The sequence below is a fragment of the Rhodanobacter sp. FW104-R8 genome (assembly GCF_001617365.1).
In the GTDB taxonomy this organism is placed as follows: Bacteria; Pseudomonadota; Gammaproteobacteria; order Xanthomonadales; family Rhodanobacteraceae; genus Rhodanobacter.
Map to the genome: position 1 here is coordinate 1 of NZ_LVJR01000090.1, position 17426 is coordinate 17426.

The 17426-nt window shown below is 69.6% G+C and carries 17 protein-coding genes; 9 read left to right on the forward strand and 8 right to left on the reverse strand.

Annotation, left to right across the window (positions count from 1 at the left end; all coding sequences use genetic code 11):
* Positions 1–105 precede the first annotated feature (105 nt).
* From hpf to ptsP, 6 genes are all read left to right on the forward strand, one after another.
* Positions 106–429, forward strand: coding sequence for a ribosome hibernation-promoting factor, HPF/YfiA family (gene hpf / locus RHOFW104R8_RS12170; RefSeq protein ID WP_068095920.1), 324 nt, complete (start codon positions 106–108; stop codon positions 427–429).
* A 148-nt stretch (positions 430–577) separates the two neighbouring features.
* Positions 578–1528: an HPr(Ser) kinase/phosphatase gene (gene hprK, locus RHOFW104R8_RS12175; protein ID WP_082823615.1), complete on the forward strand. Its 951-nt coding sequence runs from the start codon at positions 578–580 to the stop codon at positions 1526–1528.
* A 4-nt stretch (positions 1529–1532) separates the two neighbouring features.
* Positions 1533–2435: an RNase adapter RapZ gene (gene rapZ, locus RHOFW104R8_RS12180; protein ID WP_068095922.1), complete on the forward strand. Its 903-nt coding sequence runs from the start codon at positions 1533–1535 to the stop codon at positions 2433–2435.
* Between the two features lie 43 nt (positions 2436–2478).
* Positions 2479–2871: a PTS sugar transporter subunit IIA gene (locus RHOFW104R8_RS12185; RefSeq protein WP_068095924.1), complete on the forward strand. Its 393-nt coding sequence runs from the start codon at positions 2479–2481 to the stop codon at positions 2869–2871.
* Positions 2864–3133: an HPr family phosphocarrier protein gene (locus RHOFW104R8_RS12190; RefSeq protein WP_068095926.1), complete on the forward strand. Its 270-nt coding sequence runs from the start codon at positions 2864–2866 to the stop codon at positions 3131–3133. The genes RHOFW104R8_RS12185 and RHOFW104R8_RS12190 overlap by 8 nt, the downstream gene beginning before the upstream one ends.
* A 142-nt stretch (positions 3134–3275) precedes the next feature.
* On the forward strand, positions 3276–5018 hold the full coding sequence (gene ptsP / locus RHOFW104R8_RS12195; RefSeq protein ID WP_068095928.1) for a phosphoenolpyruvate--protein phosphotransferase: 1743 nt from the start codon (positions 3276–3278) through the stop codon (positions 5016–5018).
* Positions 5019–5082: 64 nt separating this feature from the next.
* Here the strand turns inward: ptsP and RHOFW104R8_RS12200 are convergent, their stop codons facing one another.
* Complete coding sequence (locus RHOFW104R8_RS12200; protein WP_068095930.1) at positions 5083–5958, reverse strand: LysR family transcriptional regulator; 876 nt, start codon at positions 5956–5958, stop codon at positions 5083–5085.
* Positions 5959–6045: 87 nt separating this feature from the next.
* Between RHOFW104R8_RS12200 and RHOFW104R8_RS12205 the strand changes: the two genes are divergently transcribed.
* Complete coding sequence (locus RHOFW104R8_RS12205) at positions 6046–7083, forward strand: YeiH family protein (protein WP_068095932.1); 1038 nt, start codon at positions 6046–6048, stop codon at positions 7081–7083.
* A gap of 170 nt (positions 7084–7253) precedes the next feature.
* Here RHOFW104R8_RS12205 and tsaB read toward each other — a convergent pair whose 3' ends face one another.
* Together tsaB and creD are read right to left on the reverse strand one after the other, a co-directional pair.
* Complete coding sequence (gene tsaB / locus RHOFW104R8_RS12210; protein ID WP_068095934.1) at positions 7254–7946, reverse strand: tRNA (adenosine(37)-N6)-threonylcarbamoyltransferase complex dimerization subunit type 1 TsaB; 693 nt, start codon at positions 7944–7946, stop codon at positions 7254–7256.
* Positions 7943–9292, reverse strand: coding sequence for a cell envelope integrity protein CreD (gene creD, locus RHOFW104R8_RS12215; protein ID WP_068095936.1), 1350 nt, complete (start codon positions 9290–9292; stop codon positions 7943–7945). The genes tsaB and creD overlap by 4 nt, the downstream gene beginning before the upstream one ends.
* A gap of 178 nt (positions 9293–9470) precedes the next feature.
* On the opposite strand from creD, the gene lepB reads away from it, so the two are divergent.
* Positions 9471–10145 (forward strand): signal peptidase I, encoded by a 675-nt coding sequence (gene lepB / locus RHOFW104R8_RS12220; protein ID WP_068095938.1) that lies wholly within the window; start codon positions 9471–9473, stop codon positions 10143–10145.
* A gap of 238 nt (positions 10146–10383) precedes the next feature.
* On the opposite strand, the gene RHOFW104R8_RS12225 is transcribed toward lepB, so the two are convergent.
* Positions 10384–10653 carry a metal/formaldehyde-sensitive transcriptional repressor gene (locus tag RHOFW104R8_RS12225; protein WP_068095940.1) on the reverse strand — a complete coding sequence of 90 codons (270 nt, stop codon included), beginning with the start codon at positions 10651–10653 and terminating at the stop codon, positions 10384–10386.
* 55 nt (positions 10654–10708) lie between these two features.
* Here RHOFW104R8_RS12225 and dmeF point away from each other — a divergent pair, with 55 nt between their 5' ends.
* A complete protein-coding gene (dmeF, locus tag RHOFW104R8_RS12230) occupies positions 10709–11635 on the forward strand; it encodes a CDF family Co(II)/Ni(II) efflux transporter DmeF (RefSeq protein WP_068095942.1) in 927 nt (308 codons plus the stop codon).
* Positions 11636–11832: 197 nt separating this feature from the next.
* On the opposite strand, the gene RHOFW104R8_RS12235 is transcribed toward dmeF, so the two are convergent.
* The 4 genes from RHOFW104R8_RS12235 to RHOFW104R8_RS12250 all read right to left on the reverse strand — a co-directional run.
* A complete protein-coding gene (locus tag RHOFW104R8_RS12235) occupies positions 11833–13791 on the reverse strand; it encodes an ATP-dependent DNA helicase (protein WP_068095944.1) in 1959 nt (652 codons plus the stop codon).
* A 72-nt stretch (positions 13792–13863) separates the two neighbouring features.
* Positions 13864–14391, reverse strand: a complete 528-nt coding sequence (locus RHOFW104R8_RS12240) for a M48 family metallopeptidase (protein ID WP_068095946.1) — start codon at positions 14389–14391, stop codon at positions 13864–13866.
* 2 nt (positions 14392–14393) lie between these two features.
* A complete protein-coding gene (gene mrcB / locus RHOFW104R8_RS12245; protein ID WP_068095948.1) occupies positions 14394–16736 on the reverse strand; it encodes a penicillin-binding protein 1B in 2343 nt (780 codons plus the stop codon).
* 218 nt (positions 16737–16954) lie between these two features.
* Positions 16955–17426 (reverse strand): NAD-dependent epimerase/dehydratase family protein (locus tag RHOFW104R8_RS12250; protein ID WP_153023052.1); only part of this gene is annotated, 472 nt, incomplete at its 5' end.

Here is a 17426-nt window from a genome sequence, read left to right on the forward strand (position 1 = left end):
CTCCCATACCTGCTAAAGGATGATTCACGATGCGCGGCGACTCCCCACGCCCCGCGCGTCCACCCGCCGCGAAAAGCGGCACTGCACCACCAGAGGAGGCGCACCATGCAATTCCAACTCAGCGGCCAGCAGATTGAAGTCACCCCGGCCCTGCGCGACCACGCCACCGCCAAGCTCGACCGCCTCACCCGCCTCGACGATAAATTGAAGAGCCTCGCGATCGTGCTCTCCGTCGACAAGCTCCAGCACCGCGCCGAGGGGACCCTCGGCGTCATCGGCGCCACCCTGCACGCCGAAGCCACCGAGGCCGACATGTACGCCTCCATCGACGTATTGTTCGACAAGCTGGTCAACCAGCTGCGCAGGTACCGCGAAAAGGTCGCCGACAAGCATCAGCGCGAAACCCGCGAAGAGCGCCAGTACGGCTGACCACTCCGGGCTTCCGCCCGTCACGGCCCGCCCCGGACAGGGCGGGCCGTTTTACCCTCCGGACACGCGCCATCGTCCAAGCTGGCACAATGGCCCCACTGCCGCGAAGGTCCACCGGGCCACGGCACGCGGCGCAAAGGACCTCGGCTTGGATCGGATCAGCGCACGACAGCTCTACGACAGCGTCCACGAACGCATGGCCCTGCGCTGGGTTTCCGGCATGCGCGGGGAATCGCGCGCGCTCGAGCCGGGCGCGGCGCAGGCGCGCCGGCCGTCGCTGATCGGCTACCTCAACGTCATCTACCCGAACAAGATCCAGATCATCGGCTCGGAGGAGCTGAACTACCTCGACGGGCTGGACTCGCGCCAGCGCTGGGAGGTGATGCACAAGATCGCCGCCTACCAGCCGGTGGCGCTGATCGTCACCAAGGACCAGGCCGTGCCGGCCGACCTGCGCGAGGTCGCCGAGGAAACCGACACGCCGCTGTGGATCAGCCCCAAGCGCGGCCACGAGCTGCTCACCTACCTGCAGTACCACCTGGCGCGCATGCTGGCGGCGAAGGTCACCCTGCACGGCGTGTTCCTCGAGGTGTTCTCGATCGGCGTGCTGATCACCGGCGAGGCCGGCTCCGGCAAGAGCGAGCTGGCGCTGGAGCTGATAAGCCGCGGCCACCGCCTGGTCGCCGACGACGCCACCGAATTCACCCTGATCGCGCCGGACGTGATCGACGGCAGCTGCCCCGAACTGCTGCAGGACCTGCTGGAAGTGCGCGGGCTGGGCGTGCTCAACGTGCGCGAGATGTTCGGCCACATGTCGGTCAAGATCTCCAAGTACCTGCGCCTGGTGATCCACCTCAAGCCGCTGCGCGAGGGCGAGGAGACCGACGCGCTGACCCGCCTCACCGGCGACATCGGCCACCGCGAGATCTTCGACGTGGCGGTGCCGATGATCACCATCCCGGTGGCCTCGGGCCGCAACCTGGCGGTGCTGGTCGAGGCCGCCGTGCGCAACCACGCGCTGAAGAGCAAGGGCATCGATCCCGCGCAGACCTTCATCGACCGCCAGGCGCACCAGCTGCAGCGGCTGCCCCCATGGTGAGTGCATGAGCGACGACTTCCCCTCCCCGAACCCGCGGGTCGACCCGCGCGAAATCCACCTGATCGTGCTCACCGGCATGTCCGGCGGCGGCAAGACGGTGGCGCTGCGCGCGCTGGAGGACCTGGAGTTCTACTGCGTCGACAACCTGCCGTCGGCCCTGCTTCCGCAACTGGTCGGCGCGGTGGTCGAAGGCAGCGGCAGCAAGCACCGACGCATCGCGGTGGGCGTGGACGTGCGCAACCGCGGTGCCGACTTCGCGCACATGCCGACCGTGCTGTCGGAATTGGCCGCCGCCGGCGTGCAGGTGCACCTGATCTTCCTGGATTGCCGCGACGAGGTGCTGATGAAGCGCTTCTCGGAAACCCGCCGCCGCCACCCGCTGGCTACCCGCGGGCTGTCGCTGGCCGACGCGATCGCCGAGGAACGCCGCCTGCTGCGCCCGCTGATGGCGATCGCCGAGAAGGTGATCGACTCCAGCGAACTCAACGTGCACCAGCTGCGCCGGCTGGTCGCCACCGGCTACGCGCAGGCGACCGAGGGGCTGACCCTGATGTTCCAGTCGTTCGCGTTCAAGCGCGGGCTGCCGCTGGACGCGGACTTCGTGTTCGACGCGCGCTGCCTGCCGAACCCGCACTGGCATGCGCACCTGCGGCCGCTGTCGGGCAAGGACAAGCCGGTGCGCGACTTCCTCGACGCCGAGCCGCTGGTGGGTGAATACTTCGCCGACACCACACGCTGGCTGGACGCCTGGCTGCCGCGCTTCGAGCAGGACGACCGCAGCTACGTGACCATCTCGATCGGCTGCACCGGCGGCCGCCACCGTTCGGTCTACCTGGTCGAGAAGCTCGCCGCGCACTACCGCGCGCGCCGCGAGGGCGTGCTCACCTTCCATCGCGAGCTCGAGTGATGACCGATCTGCCGCTGCACATCGCCCCCGCAGGTCGCCGGCCATGAGCGTCGGCGTGCTGCTGATGACCCACGAGGCGGTCGGCCACGCGCTGATCTCCGCTGCGCACCACGTGATGCCGAAGCTGCCGCTGCAGGTGGCGGCGGTGGAGATTCCGCCGGAATCGGACCCCGACGTGATGCGCCAGCTCACCGCGCGCCACGCGCGCGAGCTCGACACCGGCGACGGCGTGCTGGTGCTGGCCGACCTCTACGGCGCCACGCCGTGCAACATCGGCCTGTCGCTGGGCGCGCTCGGCGTACACCTGCGCTGCGTCTCCGGCCTCAACCTGCCGATGCTGCTGCGCGTACTCAACTATGCGGAAAAACCACTGGACGAACTGGCCGAGATCGCGGCCAGCGGTGGCCGCGGGGGAATCTTCATCGACCATGCTTGAGCAAGAAATCGTCGTTTCCAACAAGCTGGGGCTGCACGCCCGCGCCTCGGCCAAGCTGGTGCAACTGGTGCAGGGTTTCAAATCCACCGTATGGCTGGTCAGCAAGGGCCGCGAAGTCAATGCGCAGAGCATCATGGGCGTGATGATGCTGGCCGCCGGCATCGGCAGCCCGGTGACCATCCGCGCCGACGGGCCCGACGAGGCGTCCGCGCTGGCCGCGGTGGTCGAGCTGTTCGAGCGCAAGTTCGACGAGGGAGGCTAGGAGCGATGGGATCCGTCATTCTGGATTCGGGATTCGCAAAGGCAGGAGCTGCGTGCCGATCGCTGCGGCAAGTCTTGCCGCAGCGTGCTTTGCCGAATCCCGAACCCCGATTCCCGATTTCCGGCTCCGCCAGGAGCCGCCCATGAGGCACCTCCTCACCGGCACCATCGCCGCCCACGGCATGGCCCTGGGCCGCGCGCGGCTGGTGCAGCCCAGCCGCTACACCGTCGACACCCGGCCGCTGGCCGAGGAAGAGATCGAGAGCGAACTGGTGAAGCTGCACCAGGCGCTGGACACCGCGCGGCAGGAACTGCGCGAACTGCGCGGCAAGCTGCACGGTGCGCTGGCGCGCGAGGTCAACGAATTCATCGACGCGCACAGCCTGCTGCTGGACGACGCCGAGCTGCTGCGCGGACTGGACGACCTGGTGCGGATCGGCCACTACCGCCCCGGCGCCGCGCTGAAGAAGCAGCGCGACCGCCTGTCCGCCGTGTTCGAGGCGATGGACGACCCCTACCTGCGAAGCCGCAAGGAAGACGTCGAGCAGGTGATCAACCGGGTGATCTCCGCGCTGCAGCGGCAGACCAGCCCGGAGGAACGCAAGCTGGCCGCGCGCGTGGGCGAGATCCTGATCGCCGACTCCATTGCGCCGGCCGACATGGCGCAGCTGGCCGGCAACGGCCTGCTCGGCGTGGTCGCCAGTTCCGGCAGCGCGTATTCGCACAGCGCGATCCTGGCGCGCAGCCTCGGCTTGCCGATGCTGGTGGGCACCCGCGACGCGCTGTCCAACATCCACGACGACGACCTGATCCTGCTCGACGCCGAACGCGGCGAGGCGATCGTGCACCCGGCCGCGCAGGACCTGTCGCGCTACCGCGCCTGGCAGCGCGAGGCCGCGGCCGAAGGCCGCCGGCTGGCCAAGCTGGCGAACGCGCCCACGCGCACCCGCGACGGCGTCGAGATCGCCCTGCTGGCGAACGCCGAGACGCCGGCCGACGTGGCGATGGCGCGCGCCCGCGGCGCCGACGGCGTGGGCCTGTACCGCACCGAGTTCCTGTTCCTCAAGCACAAGGGGCTGCCGTCGGAAGATGAGCAGTTCATCGCCTACCGCGACCTGGTGATGGGCATGGGCGGCCTGCCGGTGACGATCCGCACGCTGGACCTGGGCGCCGACAAGGCCGACGCGGCCGGGCTCACCCTGCGCGGCGAGGACAACCCGGCGCTCGGCGTGCGCGGCGTCCGCCTGTCGCTGCGCTACCCGGCGGTGTTCACCACGCAGATCCGCGCGATCCTGCGCGCCGCCTGCTACGGCCCGGTGCGCGTGCTGGTGCCGATGGTGACCCAGCCGGATGAAATGATCGCGGTGCGCACGCTGTTCAAGCTGGCGCGGCAGGACCTGAAACGCGAGTCCATCGACCTGCCGGAGAAGCTGCCGCTGGGCGCGATGATCGAGGTGCCGGCCGCGGCGATCAACGTGCGCGCCCTGCTGGAGCACGCCGACTTCCTCGCCATCGGCACCAACGACCTGGCGCAGTACGTGCTCGCCGCCGATCGCGGCAACGATGCGCTGGAGAACATCTACAACCCGCTGCAGCCGGCGCTGCTGCGGCTGATCTCGCACGTGCTCGGCGCCGGGCGCCGCGCGAAAAAGCCGGTAAGCCTGTGCGGCGAGATTGCCGGCGACGTGAACTTCACCGCGCTGCTGCTGCTGCTCGGACTCGACGAGTTCAGCATGCACCCGGCGCAGATCCTGCAGGTGCGCGACCGCCTCGCCACGCTCGACCACGCACACCTGCGCCGCCACGCCGCGCGGCTGCTGAATGCGCCCACGCACGAGAAAGCCGAGGCGATGCTGGCGGAAATCATCGGCGCGCCCGCCCGCTGAATCCCGCGCGAACAGGCTCCCCGCACGGCTGCGCCGGAAAACCAGCGCGCGCCGTGGCCGCGCCTCACACTTCTTCCAGGAACGCATCCAGCAAGGCGCCGCGGTACTTCTGCCGGTGCAGCAGCAGCGAGAGCTTGCGGCGCAGGTCGAGGAACGGCGTCTTCAGCGCCTTCAGGCGGCCGGTGGCCAGCGCGTCGGTGACTGCCACTGCCGGCAGGCAGGCGATGCCCAGCCCGGCCACCACGGCCTGCTTGATCGCCTCGATCTGGTCCAGTTCCAGCACGGTTTCGCCGGGCGGCAGCTGCGCCAGCACGCGCTCGCTGGTGGCCCGCGTGGCCGAACCGGGCTCGCGCAGCACCCAGCGCGCGCCAGCGAAATCCGCCGGTTTCAGGCTGCGCTTGCGCGCCAGCGAATGCTCCGGCGGCGCGCACACCACCAGCAGGTCGTCGCGCCACGGCCGCACCTCCAGCAGCGGGTGCGCCACCGGGCCTTCGACGCAGCCGATGTCCAGGCCGTGCTCGAGCATGGCGGCGGCGATCGTCTCGGTATTCGCCACGCGCAGGCGGATCGCCACCTGCGGATGCGCGCGCACGAAACCGCCGAGCAGTTCGCCCACCAGGTAATTGCCCACCGTATTGCTGGCGCCGATGCGCAGCTCGCCGCCCAGCGCTGCGCCTTCCTCGCGCCCGCGCCGGCCGAATTCGGCATGGCGTTCCAGCAGTTCCTGCGCCAGCGGCAGCAGTTCGCGCCCGCGCGCATTCAGGCGCAAGCGGCCGCGCTCGCGGTCGAACAGCGACGCATCCAGCTGCCGCTCCATCTCCGCCAACGCCATGCTGGCGGCCGGCTGGGTCAGGTGCAGGCGCTCAGCGGCGGCGCGCACGCTGCCGTGCAGCGCGATCTGCACGAACACGTCCAGCTGGCGCGGGCTGATGTTGATCATCAGCCTATCTTATACATCCGATCATATATTCCAAATTTTCCTGATTGATGCGCGAGCGGACAATGGCGCGATTGCCGGAGTCCATGCATGAACGCGCCATCCCTCGTAGCCACCCCATCGCTTCTGCGGCAACGCACCCCCGGCCTGCTGCTGGCGGTGGCGATCGGCCTGCTGGCGCTGTTGCTGGGGCGCTGGGCGCCGCTGGTGGGCGGCCCGGTGATCGGCATCGTGCTGGGCATCGCGGTGCGCAACCTGCTGTCGCCGGGCGAGCGCTACAGCTCCGGCATCGCGTTCGCCGGCAAGAAAGTGCTGCAGTGGTCGATCATCGCGCTGGGCTTCGGGCTCAGCCTCGACCAGGTGGCGAAGACCGGCCTCGAATCGCTGTCGGTGACCCTGGTGACGATGACGGTGGCCTTCCTCGCCGCCTGGCTGCTCGGCCGCTGGCTCGGCGTGCACGACAAGCTGAAGGTGCTGATCGGCGTGGGCACCGCGATCTGCGGCGGCTCGGCGATCGCCGCGGTCACGCCGATCATCCGCCCGGACGACCACGACACCGCGTTCGCGATCTCCACCATCTTCCTGTTCAACCTGGTCGCGGTGCTGCTGTTCCCGCTGCTCGGCCACCTGATGCATTTGAGCGACCTGGGCTTCGGCCTGTGGGCCGGCACCGCGATCAACGACACCTCGTCGGTGGTCGCCGCCGGCTACAGCTACAGCCAGGCCGCCGGCGACTACGCCACCATCGTCAAGCTGACCCGCGCCACCCTGATCATCCCGGTCTGCTTGGTGCTCGCCCTCGCCGTCGCCGCGCGCGAGAAGCGCCGGCACGCGCAAGCCGGCAGCGTCGGCCACTTCAGCCTTGCCAGCATCTTCCCGTGGTTCATCCTGTGGTTTCTGGTCGCCTCGGGAATCCGCACCGCCGGCCTGATTCCCATCGCGATCCAGCCGGCGATTCACCTGCTGGCCGAGTTCCTGATCATCGTGGCGCTCACCGCGATCGGTCTGTCCGCCAACCTGCGCAAGATGGCCGCCAGCGGCGCGCGGCCGATCCTGCTGGGGCTGGGCGTGTGGATTGCGGTGGCGGTGAGCAGCTTGGCGGTGCAATGGGTGATCGGGCAGCTTTGACCGCAGAAATGAGGGAGGCAACCGCAAGAGCCCCCTTCCGCCTTATGTGCCGCTCCTGCGGCACGCCCTTCGGACCGGCTTCGCGGTTCGCTTCGGCACCCTGCCTTCGCAGTCGGCATCTTCCCCTGCTGGCAGGAGAAGGAAACATCGGGGCACCCCGTTCCTTTACTTCAAGCCTTCCCCTGCTCCACCAGCGTTAACGCCACCTTGTCACGCAGGTACACCGGCAAGGCCAGCTCCGGCGCCTGCGCGTGACCGGCCTTGAATTCGCGCAGCGCCAGCTCGGCGACGTGTACGGCCTGCGGGTAGCGCGAGCCGTCGGCGGAATGCAGGGTGCCGGTGAGGCGCTGGCTCAGCACGGTGGCGTAGGTGGCCCAGCCGGTGCCGACCACCTGCCAGGCGCTGGCCTCGGGCAGCATCAGCGACGCGGCGGTGCAGATGCGTTCGTCGTCCAGCGCGACCAGGCCGCCGTTGTCGTCGCGGCGATAGCAGGCGGCGTAGATCTCGCCCATGCGCGCGTCGATCACGGCGAGGATCGCGGCGCCCTCTTCCTCCGGCGCTTCCAGCGCCAGCGCGGCCAGCGAGGAGACGGTGACCACCGGCAGGTCAAGCGCCAGCGCCATGCCCTGCGCCAGCGACACGCCCAGGCGCACGCCGGTGAACGCGCCGGGGCCGCGGCCCACCGCGATCGCGTCCAGCGCGTGGCGGCCGATGCCGGCCTCGGCCAGCAGTTCGTCGGCCATCGGCAGCACCAGTTCGGTGTGCCGGCGCGGCGCGATCTCGCTGCGGGCGATCAGTTCGTCGCCGTGGATCAGGGCGACGGAGCAGGCTTCGGTGGCGGTTTCGATCGCGAGCAGGTTCATGGTCGCCCCATGATAGCGGCTGGCGGCTCGGCCGCGGTCGTGGTGTAGGCGTACCAGTCGATGCGGCGGGTCAGGTACATCATCAGGCCCACCATCGCCAGCAGCACCAGCGCGCCGATCAGCAGCGCGTACTGCTCGGCGGCGATCAGCCCGTACAGCATCGCGTAGATCAGCCCCAGCACGCCGCCCAGCAGCAGCCCGGCACGCCGCGCGCGCAGCACCGCCATCGCGTAGCCGCCGACCAGCAGGGCCACAGCGGTAGCGGCCAGCGCGTAGGCCGGGCCGAAGCCGATCTGCTCGGACAACGCCAGCAGCACCACGTAGAACGTGGCCAGCGCCGCGCCGACCAGCAGGTATTGCACCGGGTGCACGCGCAACCGCTTGAGCACTTCGAACAGGAAGAACGCCACGAAGGTCATCGCGATGAACAGCAGCCCGTACTTCCCCGCGCGCACGTTGCGCTGGTACACGTCGACCGGCTGGTACAGCTGCACGCCGAAGGTGGAAGCCTGCAGCGCGGCTCCCATGTCGCTGTCGGCGTCGGTCCAGTGCTGGCCATAGCTGCGGTTGAGGTCGAGCAGGTGCCAGTGCGCGCTGAAGCCCTGCGCGTCGATCCGGTGTGCCAGCGGCAGCGCCGCGCCGACGAAGCTGGGATCACTCCACGGCGCGCGCATGGTCACGTCGGTGCTGCGCGCCAGCGGCAGCAACTGCAGTGCCTCGGTGCCGGCCAGCTTCAGCGTAATCTGCACGTCGATCGGCTGCCCGCCCAGCACATCCAGGTCGATCGGCACCACCACGTTCGGCCACGGGCCGAGCCGCTCGGCCGACGACTCGAAGCGCGCCGGCCGGCCGTTGATGCGCAGCTCGCTCACCTCCTGCAGGCCGCGCAGGTCGCCTACGGCCAAGCGCAGCTCGGCCTTGTCGCCCTGCCATGGCGCACTGCTGGCGCGGCGGAACTGGGCCAGGTCCTCAGCCCGGAACCGGCTGTCGAGTTTCACCGTGGCGACGAACACCGGCGCGGCATAGATGCCGTAACTGCGCGTCTCCACCGCCATCGCCACGTCCAGCTTCAATGCATCGGCCAGCATGTTCTCGCTGCCGGCGCGCCACTGCGGCGGCTGGTTCTCCGCCACCGGCACCTGGCGCAGCGTGGGCACCACCAGTACCAGCCCGCCCAGCACCTGGGCGCCGCCCCAACCCTGCGCGATCTGCGCGATCGCCCCCTCGCGCAATTGCTGCCGTTCGCCTACCAGCTCGCGCACCTGCATCAGCGGTATCGTCATCAGCAACGCCAGCACGCCGATGCCCAGCACCTTGGCGGTCGCCGTCCGTGTCCACTTGCCCATGTCCCAAGCACTCCCTTGATCCGGAGTGCCGATCACAACAGTCCCAACGGCGGCAACGCGGGCAATCGCGGCCAGCCCGCAGGCCGCAAGATGGCATGCGGATGACCGCGAAACTTCGCGCCGCCGCCGCGGTCACTGCCTGGACGGGCAAACCGACCGGCCACGACAGGGGAATGCCATGCACGCGATCGCGCGGTTCCTGGCCCGCAACAAGGGCTTCATCACCTTCATGCTGTGCATGATCGTGTTCCGCAGCGCGGTGGCCGACTGGAACGTGGTGCCGACCGGCTCGATGCAGCCCACCATCCGCATCGGCGACCGCATCCTGGTCGACAAGCTGGCCTATGACGTGCGCCTGCCGCTGACCCGCGTCTCGCTGCTGCACCTGGCCGATCCGCAACGCGGCGACATCGTGGTGCTGGACTCCCGTGCCGCCAACGAGCGATTGGTGAAGCGGGTGATCGGCCTGCCCGGCGACCAGGTGGCGATGCGCGGCAACGTGCTGTTCATCAACGGCCACACTGCCCGCTACGCCACCGACAGCTACGCCGGCATCCACGACGACCTGCGCAACCCAGCGCACTACGAAATCGAACGCTACGGCACGATGCGCCACGCGATCCGCCTGTCCGACTATCGCCCCAGCCCGGCCAGCGGCTTCGGCCCGGTGCAGGTGCCGCCCGGCCGGTATTTGCTGCTCGGCGACGACCGCGACAACAGCATGGACTCGCGCTACTTCGGCTTCTTCCCGCGCAACGAGATCGTCGGCCGCGCTCGCCACGTGGTCGCCTCACTCGACCCGGATCATCACTACCTGCCGCGAGGCGAGCGCTTCGGCGCGCCGCTCGACTGACGCCGCCATTCCATCGCCTGCGCGGTAGCCGCCCTGATGCCATCGTGCCCGCGAACCCTCATACGCAGATGCGGAAGCAACGGACAGGTTGCGGAGGACAGCAGGCGGCCAACACGACGCACCGTCTTGCAGTTCCGCTGCCCGCAGTCGGCCAGATGTAATGACTGAAAAGTGCACCCGGACCGGGGTCGGCATGCCCAACGGCGGCTCGGTTTCCCGCGGACTGCCGACCTGGCAGCTACTTGAGGTAGCTCTTCAGCACCCCAAGCACCGGCAGCAGCTCGTCTTGCTGCTTGGTGTCGCCGGCATCGGCCACGTGGGAGCGCAGGTGCCCTTCCATCACCTGCAGGATCAGGCCGTTGATCGCGCCGCGCACGGCGGCCAGCTGTTGCAGCACGGCGCCGCACTCGGCGTCGCCCTCGATGGCGCGTTCGAGCGAAGCCACCTGACCGCCGATGCGGCGAACCCGTGCAACCAGTTTCTTCCGGTTTTCCCGGATGTGGGACATGGCGATCATCTCCCGCTCGTATACTATAGGGGAGTATATCGCCAGAGCACGAACCATGCCCACCCCCGACGTCTCCCCGTTCACGCACAGCCACCAGTTCAACCATGTCGACGCGAAGGCGGAGCGCAACACGAGGCGTGTCGTGTTCATCACCGCGGCGATGATGGTGGTGGAAATCGCGGGCGGCTACTGGCTGAACTCGATGGCCCTGCTTGCCGACGGCTGGCACATGAGTTCGCACGCGCTGGCGATGGGGCTGTCCGTCATGGCCTATGTGTTCGCCAGGCGCTACGCGAAGGACAGGCGGTTCGCCTTCGGCACGTGGAAGATCGAGATACTCGGTGGCTTCAGCAGCGCCCTGCTGCTTGCCGTCGTCGCCGCGCTGATGATGGTCCAGTCGCTGGAGCGGCTGTTCGTGCCCGCCGCGATCCGCTACGACGACGCCATCCTGATCGCGGTGGTCGGCCTGGGCGTCAACCTGCTGTGCGCGTGGCTGCTGAAGGGGGAGCCCGGCCACAGTCACGGGCATGCTCACGATCACGGGCATGCTGGCCACCACCACGATGTGAACCTGCGTGCGGCCTATGTCCACGTCATCGCAGACGCAGCAACCTCCGTGCTTGCCATCGTCGCGCTGGTCGGAGGCAAGCTTTACGGCGCCGCCTGGCTCGATCCCGTCATGGGTATCGTGGGTTCGATCGTGGTGGCTCGCTGGGCTGTCGGCCTGTTGCGCGAGTCCGGCAGGATCCTTCTGGACGCCGAGATGGACCAGCCGGTGGTCGAGGAAATCCGCGACGTGGTGAAGGAGCATTTCCCGGCGGCGGCCGTCAGCGACCTGCACGTCTGGCGCGTCGGCCGCAGCAGCTACGCCTGCATCCTCGGGCTGGTCGCCGCCACGGCCATCAACGCCGAGGAGGTCCGCCGGCAACTGGCCGTCCACGAGGAACTGGTGCACGTGACGGTCGAGGTCGTGGTGGCCTGAGTGTCGGGCATGGCGCAAGGGTCCATTCGAGGGGTGCGGTCGTCGTCGGAACGGCCGCGCCACGGCTAAAGTGTCGACACCCTTTCCAGTCGATCGCCCGGGAAATCGTCCCCGCCCCCATCCTCCCGGCAGGTCGCGCAGCTTGCAGAAGCTGCCGCCGAGTCCGCCGAACCTGGCCGAGGCGTGCGCCGTTTCCGCTAAGTCGCGGCGGCTCTCGCGGTTTTCGCGATGTCGAAGAATGCCTGCACGTCCGCCAGCTCGCGCGTGCGCGGCATCGGCGGCAGGCTGGCGAGGAACAGCTTGCCGTAGCCCTTGCCGGTGAGGCGCGGGTCGCACAGCACCAGCACGCCGCGGTCGTGCACGTCGCGAATCAGCCGGCCGGCGCCCTGCTTCAGCGCGATCGCCGCGCTGGGCACCTGCCAGCCCATGAACGGGTTGATGCCGGACTGTTCCAGTGCGGCGAGCCGTGCCGTCAGCACCGGATCGTCGGGGGCGGCGAACGGCAGCTTGTCGATCACCACCACGCTGAGCGCCTCGCCGACCACGTCGACGCCCTCCCAGAAACTGGCCGCGCCGAGCAGCACGCCGTGGCCGCTGGCGCGGAATTCCTCCAGCAGCCGCGGCCGCGGCGCGGTGCCCTGCACGAACAGCGGCCACGGCACCTTGTCCTGCAGCAGTTCGGCGGCGCGGCGCAACGCACGGTGCGAGGTGAACAGCAGAAACGCGCGGCCATTGGAGGCGTGCAGCACCGGCAGCACGGCCTCGATCACCTGCTCGGTGTAGTCGCGTGCGTTCGGGTCGGGCAGGCCCGGCGGCAGGTAGCACAGCGCCTGGTGCGCGTAGTCGAACGGGCTGTCCAGGCTCAGCGCCTGCGGATCGTCCAGGCCGAGCTGGCGCGCGAAGTGATCGAAGTTGCCGGCCACCGACAGCGTCGCCGAGGTGTGGATCCACGCCGCCTGGGTGCGCTCGCGCAGGCCGCGCATCGGCACCGCTAGGTCCAGCGGCGTGGCGTACAGCGCGAAGCCGCGCGGGAAGGTTTCGTACCAACGCACGTCGTGGTCGCCGTGCGACTCGACGATGCGGTCCAGTCGCCCGGTGAACAGCTCGGCGCGTTCGTGCAGGTTGGCAAAGCCGCGCGAGCGTTCAGCCTGCGAGGCGAGCAATTCGGCCAGGGTGGCCAGCAGTTCGCGCAGGTCGTGCAGCGAAGCACGCACGCCGGCGCGATCCTCCAGCAACTGGAACGCGCCGCGCGCGGGCAGCGGCTCCAGCGCCAGGCGCAGCTTGCGCAACGCGTCCTGCAGCGCTTCCACCGGTTCCAGCAGCAGGCCGATCGCGCCGGTGACGCCGCTGCATTCGGTCAGCGTGTCCTGCGCCAGCTCGGAGAGCTGGCGCGCGCTGACGCTCTGCGAGAAGAACTGGCCGGCCAGCTCGGGGATCTGGTGCGCCTCGTCCAGGATGAACGCCGCCGCGCCCGGAAGGATCTCGCCGAAGCCTTCCTGCTTCAGCGCCAGGTCGGCAAACAGCAGATGGTGGTTCACCACCACCACGTCGGCTTCCAGCGCCTCGCGGCGTGCCTTCACCACGTGGCAGTCGTCGAAGAACGGACACTCCACGCCGAGACAGTTTTCCGGCGTGGAGGTGACCCGCGGCCACAGCGGCGACTCCTCCGGCACTTCGGCCAGCTCCATGCGGTCGCCGCGGCGGGTGCGCGCGGACCACGCGCGGATCGTGGCCAGCTGGGCCGCCTGCGCGCGCTCGAAAGTGGCGCCTTCGCGCACGGTCTGGTCGAGCCGGTACAGGCACAGGTAGTTGGCGCGACCCTTCAGCAGCGCCGTCTTCAGCCGCGCGCCGAGCACCGAGCGCACCTTCGGCAGGTCGCGGAAATACAGCTGGTCCTGCAGCGCCTTGGTGCCGGTGGAGATGATCACCCGTTCGCCCGACAGCAGGGCCGGCACCAGGTAGGCATAGGTCTTGCCGGTGCCGGTGCCGGCCTCGGCGATCAGCGTGTCGCGCCCGGCAATCGCCTGCTGCACCGCCCGCGCCATCGCCTGCTGCACCGCCCGCGGCGCGAAGTTGGGCAGCTCGCGGGCGAACGGGCCGTCGACACCGAGCAGCGCGCCGACGTCGTCGGGCCCGGCGTCATCGAAGTCGTTCATCCGCCAAGTATGGCGGAGCGGCAACGCGCGGCAAAACGGCAGCAGGAACCTGCCGTGACGCCCGCGGTCCGCTCAGTACCGCGGAATCCCGGGCTTGTGGCACTGCCCCACCCACTTGCGCGCGGTCTCAGCGCCGGCCGGGTCGCGCGCCTGCAGGCGCATCTCGGCGATGGTCTGCCAGTTGCGCGCGCACAGCGGGCCCAGCTTGGGACCGAGCGACCACGACTTGTGGGCCAACCTCTCGGCGGCGGAGAAATCCTTCAGGCGCACCGCCATCTCGGCACGCTGCTGCAGCAGGTCGGGCGAATCCGGGCTGAGTTTCAAGGCCTGGTCGAGCTTGGCGGCGGCGGCGGCATACATGCCGCCCTGCTCGTCATATCTGGCGGCGTCCTGCAGTTCGGTGACGCCGGGATCGCGCAACGGATTGACGTCGATGACGGATTTGTCGCGGTCGCCGGCGGCGCGGATCGCCGCCACCTGGTCGTAGGTCGGCAGCGGCGGCCGGGTGTCCTGCGGCGGCGGCGTGGTGGCGAACATGCCACAGCCGGCCAGCAAGCCGGCAGCCAGCAGCGGAAGGGAACGCGGGACAGGGTAACGCATGATCAATTTCCGTTCGGGAGACTGGGCGCGGGGCTCGCCGCACCGGTGGCGGGGGGATGGTCGCTGCCGCCGAACAGGCTCTGGATACCCTGCCAGAAGCAGCCCTCGGTGTCGGCCGACAGCGTGCCGTCGATCACCGGCACCTGCTGCGCGCCCGCGCACTGCGGCTCGCTGCGCTTGCCGCTGGAAGGATTGACCCAGGCCATCTCCAGCCCCTCGCCGGGCGCGGCCGGCAGCGGCGTGGTCGGCAGCTTGGCGAACAGGTCGCGCCATGCACGCAGGCCGCCGGTGGCGCCGAACAGGGTGGTCGGCTTGTTGTCGTCGCGGCCCATCCAGAACACCGCCAGGTGGTCGCCGGTGAAACCGGCGAACCAGCTGTCGCGCATGTCGTTGCTGGTGCCGGTCTTGCCGGCGGCGTGCAGCGAGGCCAGCGCGGAGTTGCCGAGCGCGCTGGCGGTGCCGTACTCGGCCACCTGCTGCATCGCCCAGGTGGTCAGCCGCACCGCTTCCTGGTATTCACCGCGGCCGCCCTGCACCTGGTAACGCTTGATCGTGCGACCGTTGCCGTCGAGCACGCCGCGCACCGCCACCAGCGGCAGCGCATGGCCGTCGGCGGCGAGGTACTGGTACAGCTGGGCCAGCTGCAGCGGCGACAGGTCGAGCGCGCCGATCAGCAGCGACGGGCTGGGGTTGATCTCGCCGATGCCGAAGGATTTCAGGAACGACTGGATCCGCGGCAGCCCCACCTGCAGGCCCAGGTGGATCGTCGCCAGGTTCCAAGAGTGCGCCAGCGCATCGACCATGGTCAGCGGATCGTGGCTGCGGTGGTCGTCGTTCTGCGGCGTCCAGTAGCTGCCGTCGGGCTGGCGCAGGCTGACCGGGCTGTCGTCCATCATGCTGGCGAGGTTCCAGCGCTCCGGCTGGGTCAGCGCGACCAGGTAGACGAACGGCTTGACCGTCGAGCCGATCGGCCGGCGCGCATCCATCGCGCGGTTGAAGCCCGGGTCGCCCGGGATCTTGCTGCCGATCACCGCCAGCACGCTGCCGCTGTGCGCATCGGTCACCACGCCCGCGGCCTGCACGCCCTCGCCGCGCTTGCCGAGGCCCTTCAGCGCGCTGGTCACCGCCTGCTCGGCATACAGCTGGGCGGCCGGGTCGAGCGTGGTGAAGATCGACAGGTTGCCGTCGCGCAACGCCTGCTCGTCGAAATCGGCGGTGATCTGCGTGCGCACCAGGTCCATGAACGCCGGGAAGCGGTTGTGCGGCAGCTGGCCGTTCTGCACGATGTCCAGCGGCGCGGCCTGCGCGGCATTGAGCTGGGCGGCGCTGATCAGGCGGGTATCGAAGAACTCCTGCAGCACCAGGTTGCGCCGGGCCAGCGCGCGTTCCGGCGAGCGGCGCGGATCGTAGTAGCTCGGCCCCTTCACCATGCCGACCAGCAGCGCGACCTCCTGCGGCCGCAGGTCCTCCAGCCGGCGCCCGAAGTAGAACTCCGCCGCCGCCGCGAAGCCATGCACCGCCTGGCCACCCTGCTGGCCGAGGAACACGTCGTTGACGTAGGCCTCGAGGATGCGCCCCTTGCTGTAGTGCGCCTCCAGCAGCAGCGACATCAGCGCTTCGTTGATCTTGCGCGTGAAGTTCTGGTCGCGGCTGAGGAACAGGTTGCGCACCAGCTGCTGGGTCAGCGTGGAGCCGCCCTGCACGGTATGCCCGGCGCGCAGGTTGGCGAATGCCGCGCGCACGATCGCGCCGACGTCGATGCCGATGTGGTGCTTGAAGTCGCGGTCCTCGACCGCCTGCAGGCCGCTGACCAGCAGCGGCGGCACGTCGGCCAGGTGCACGAAGCGGCGCTCCTCCTGGGTGGCGCCGTACAGCGTGGCGATGCGCGCCGGATCCAGGTGCGCCAGCTCGATCTTCTTGCCGCTGGCGGCGTCCTGCACCGACTGCACCATGCCGTTGCCGAGGGTGACGCGGATCCGCTTGGGCAGCTCGCCGCCGTCCGGCCCGGCATAGCCGCGCGAGGAAATCGTGTAGCGCGCGCCCTCCTTCGCCCAGCTGCCGGCGACCTGGCCCCTGCCGTCGTTGCTGTAGCCGGCGAAGGTCAGCTCCAGCTCCAGCGCCGCCGGTTTCATCGGCAGGCCGGCGGCCAGCGGCAACGGCCGCGCGTAGACCCGGGTCGGCACCGCGAACACCAGGTCGTTGAAGCGGTCCTGCACGCGCTTGTTCAGCACCAGCGTGTACGGCAGCACGAAGCCCACCAGCAGGCCCGCGGCGATCCAGAGCGGGATGCGCAGCCAGGGCCAGCTGCGGCTCGCGAGCAGGCGAATGCGGGTCATCAAGGCCAACGTGGGGGAATCCGGCAATCAAGTGGGTCGATCATAGGACCTGCTACCCGGCGGGCATCTGAACGCGGCGGCCGTTTTCATGGCCGAATGCGGGCAATGCGCAACCCGGGAAAACGGAAACGGTAGGAGCGCACCCTGTCCACAAGGGACTTCCTTCGGTCGTGCGCGATGCTCTTGGCTACGTTTGACATCAGAGCATCGCGCACAAAGGTGCGCTCCTACGCGGGCGGCAGCCACATCGCGGGGTCGGGCCGGAACGGCCGCGGATGGACGCCCAGCACGCGCTGCAGTTCGCCGTTGTCGGCGACCAGGTCGCTGTCCAGCCGGCTCAGCGGTCCGCGCAGCGGCGGCAACGCGCGCTGGCTCAGCCGCAGCAGCCACGCCGGCAGCGGCAGCGGCACGGTGGCCCGCGGCAGGCTGCGGCGCACCCGCGCGAACATCTCGGCGGACCGCAGCCGCTCGCCGCCGCCGATCGGCAGGATCCGCCCGGCCGCGGCCGGGCATTCCAGTGCGGCCAGCACCGCCTGCGCGATGTCGTCCGCATGCACCGGCTGGCGCAGGCCGTGGCCGGATGGCAGCGGGAACAGCCGCAGCCGCATCGCGCGGCGGGCGATCGGGGTAAGGCTCTTGTCCAGCCCGGCGCCGTAGACCAGGGTGGGCCGCAGCACGGTCCAGGCGCAACCGTGGCGC

Excerpts from the sequence above, each read along its gene's own strand:
- hpf (WP_068095920.1), top strand. The coding sequence starts at position 106 with ATGCAATTCCAACTCAGCGGCCAGCAGATTGAAGTCACCCCGGCCCTG.
- rapZ (WP_068095922.1), top strand. The coding sequence starts at position 1,533 with ATGAGCGACGACTTCCCCTCCCCGAACCCGCGGGTCGACCCGCGCGAA.
- RHOFW104R8_RS12185 (WP_068095924.1), top strand. The coding sequence starts at position 2,479 with ATGAGCGTCGGCGTGCTGCTGATGACCCACGAGGCGGTCGGCCACGCG.
- RHOFW104R8_RS12190 (WP_068095926.1), top strand. The coding sequence starts at position 2,864 with ATGCTTGAGCAAGAAATCGTCGTTTCCAACAAGCTGGGGCTGCACGCC.
- ptsP (WP_068095928.1), top strand. The coding sequence starts at position 3,276 with ATGAGGCACCTCCTCACCGGCACCATCGCCGCCCACGGCATGGCCCTG.
- RHOFW104R8_RS12200 (WP_068095930.1), bottom strand. The coding sequence starts at position 5,958 with ATGATCAACATCAGCCCGCGCCAGCTGGACGTGTTCGTGCAGATCGCG.
- RHOFW104R8_RS12205 (WP_068095932.1), top strand. The coding sequence starts at position 6,046 with ATGAACGCGCCATCCCTCGTAGCCACCCCATCGCTTCTGCGGCAACGC.
- tsaB (WP_068095934.1), bottom strand. The coding sequence starts at position 7,946 with ATGAACCTGCTCGCGATCGAAACCGCCACCGAAGCCTGCTCCGTCGCC.
- creD (WP_068095936.1), bottom strand. The coding sequence starts at position 9,292 with ATGGGCAAGTGGACACGGACGGCGACCGCCAAGGTGCTGGGCATCGGC.
- lepB (WP_068095938.1), top strand. The coding sequence starts at position 9,471 with ATGCACGCGATCGCGCGGTTCCTGGCCCGCAACAAGGGCTTCATCACC.
- RHOFW104R8_RS12225 (WP_068095940.1), bottom strand. The coding sequence starts at position 10,653 with ATGTCCCACATCCGGGAAAACCGGAAGAAACTGGTTGCACGGGTTCGC.
- dmeF (WP_068095942.1), top strand. The coding sequence starts at position 10,709 with ATGCCCACCCCCGACGTCTCCCCGTTCACGCACAGCCACCAGTTCAAC.
- RHOFW104R8_RS12235 (WP_068095944.1), bottom strand. The coding sequence starts at position 13,791 with ATGAACGACTTCGATGACGCCGGGCCCGACGACGTCGGCGCGCTGCTC.
- RHOFW104R8_RS12240 (WP_068095946.1), bottom strand. The coding sequence starts at position 14,391 with ATGCGTTACCCTGTCCCGCGTTCCCTTCCGCTGCTGGCTGCCGGCTTG.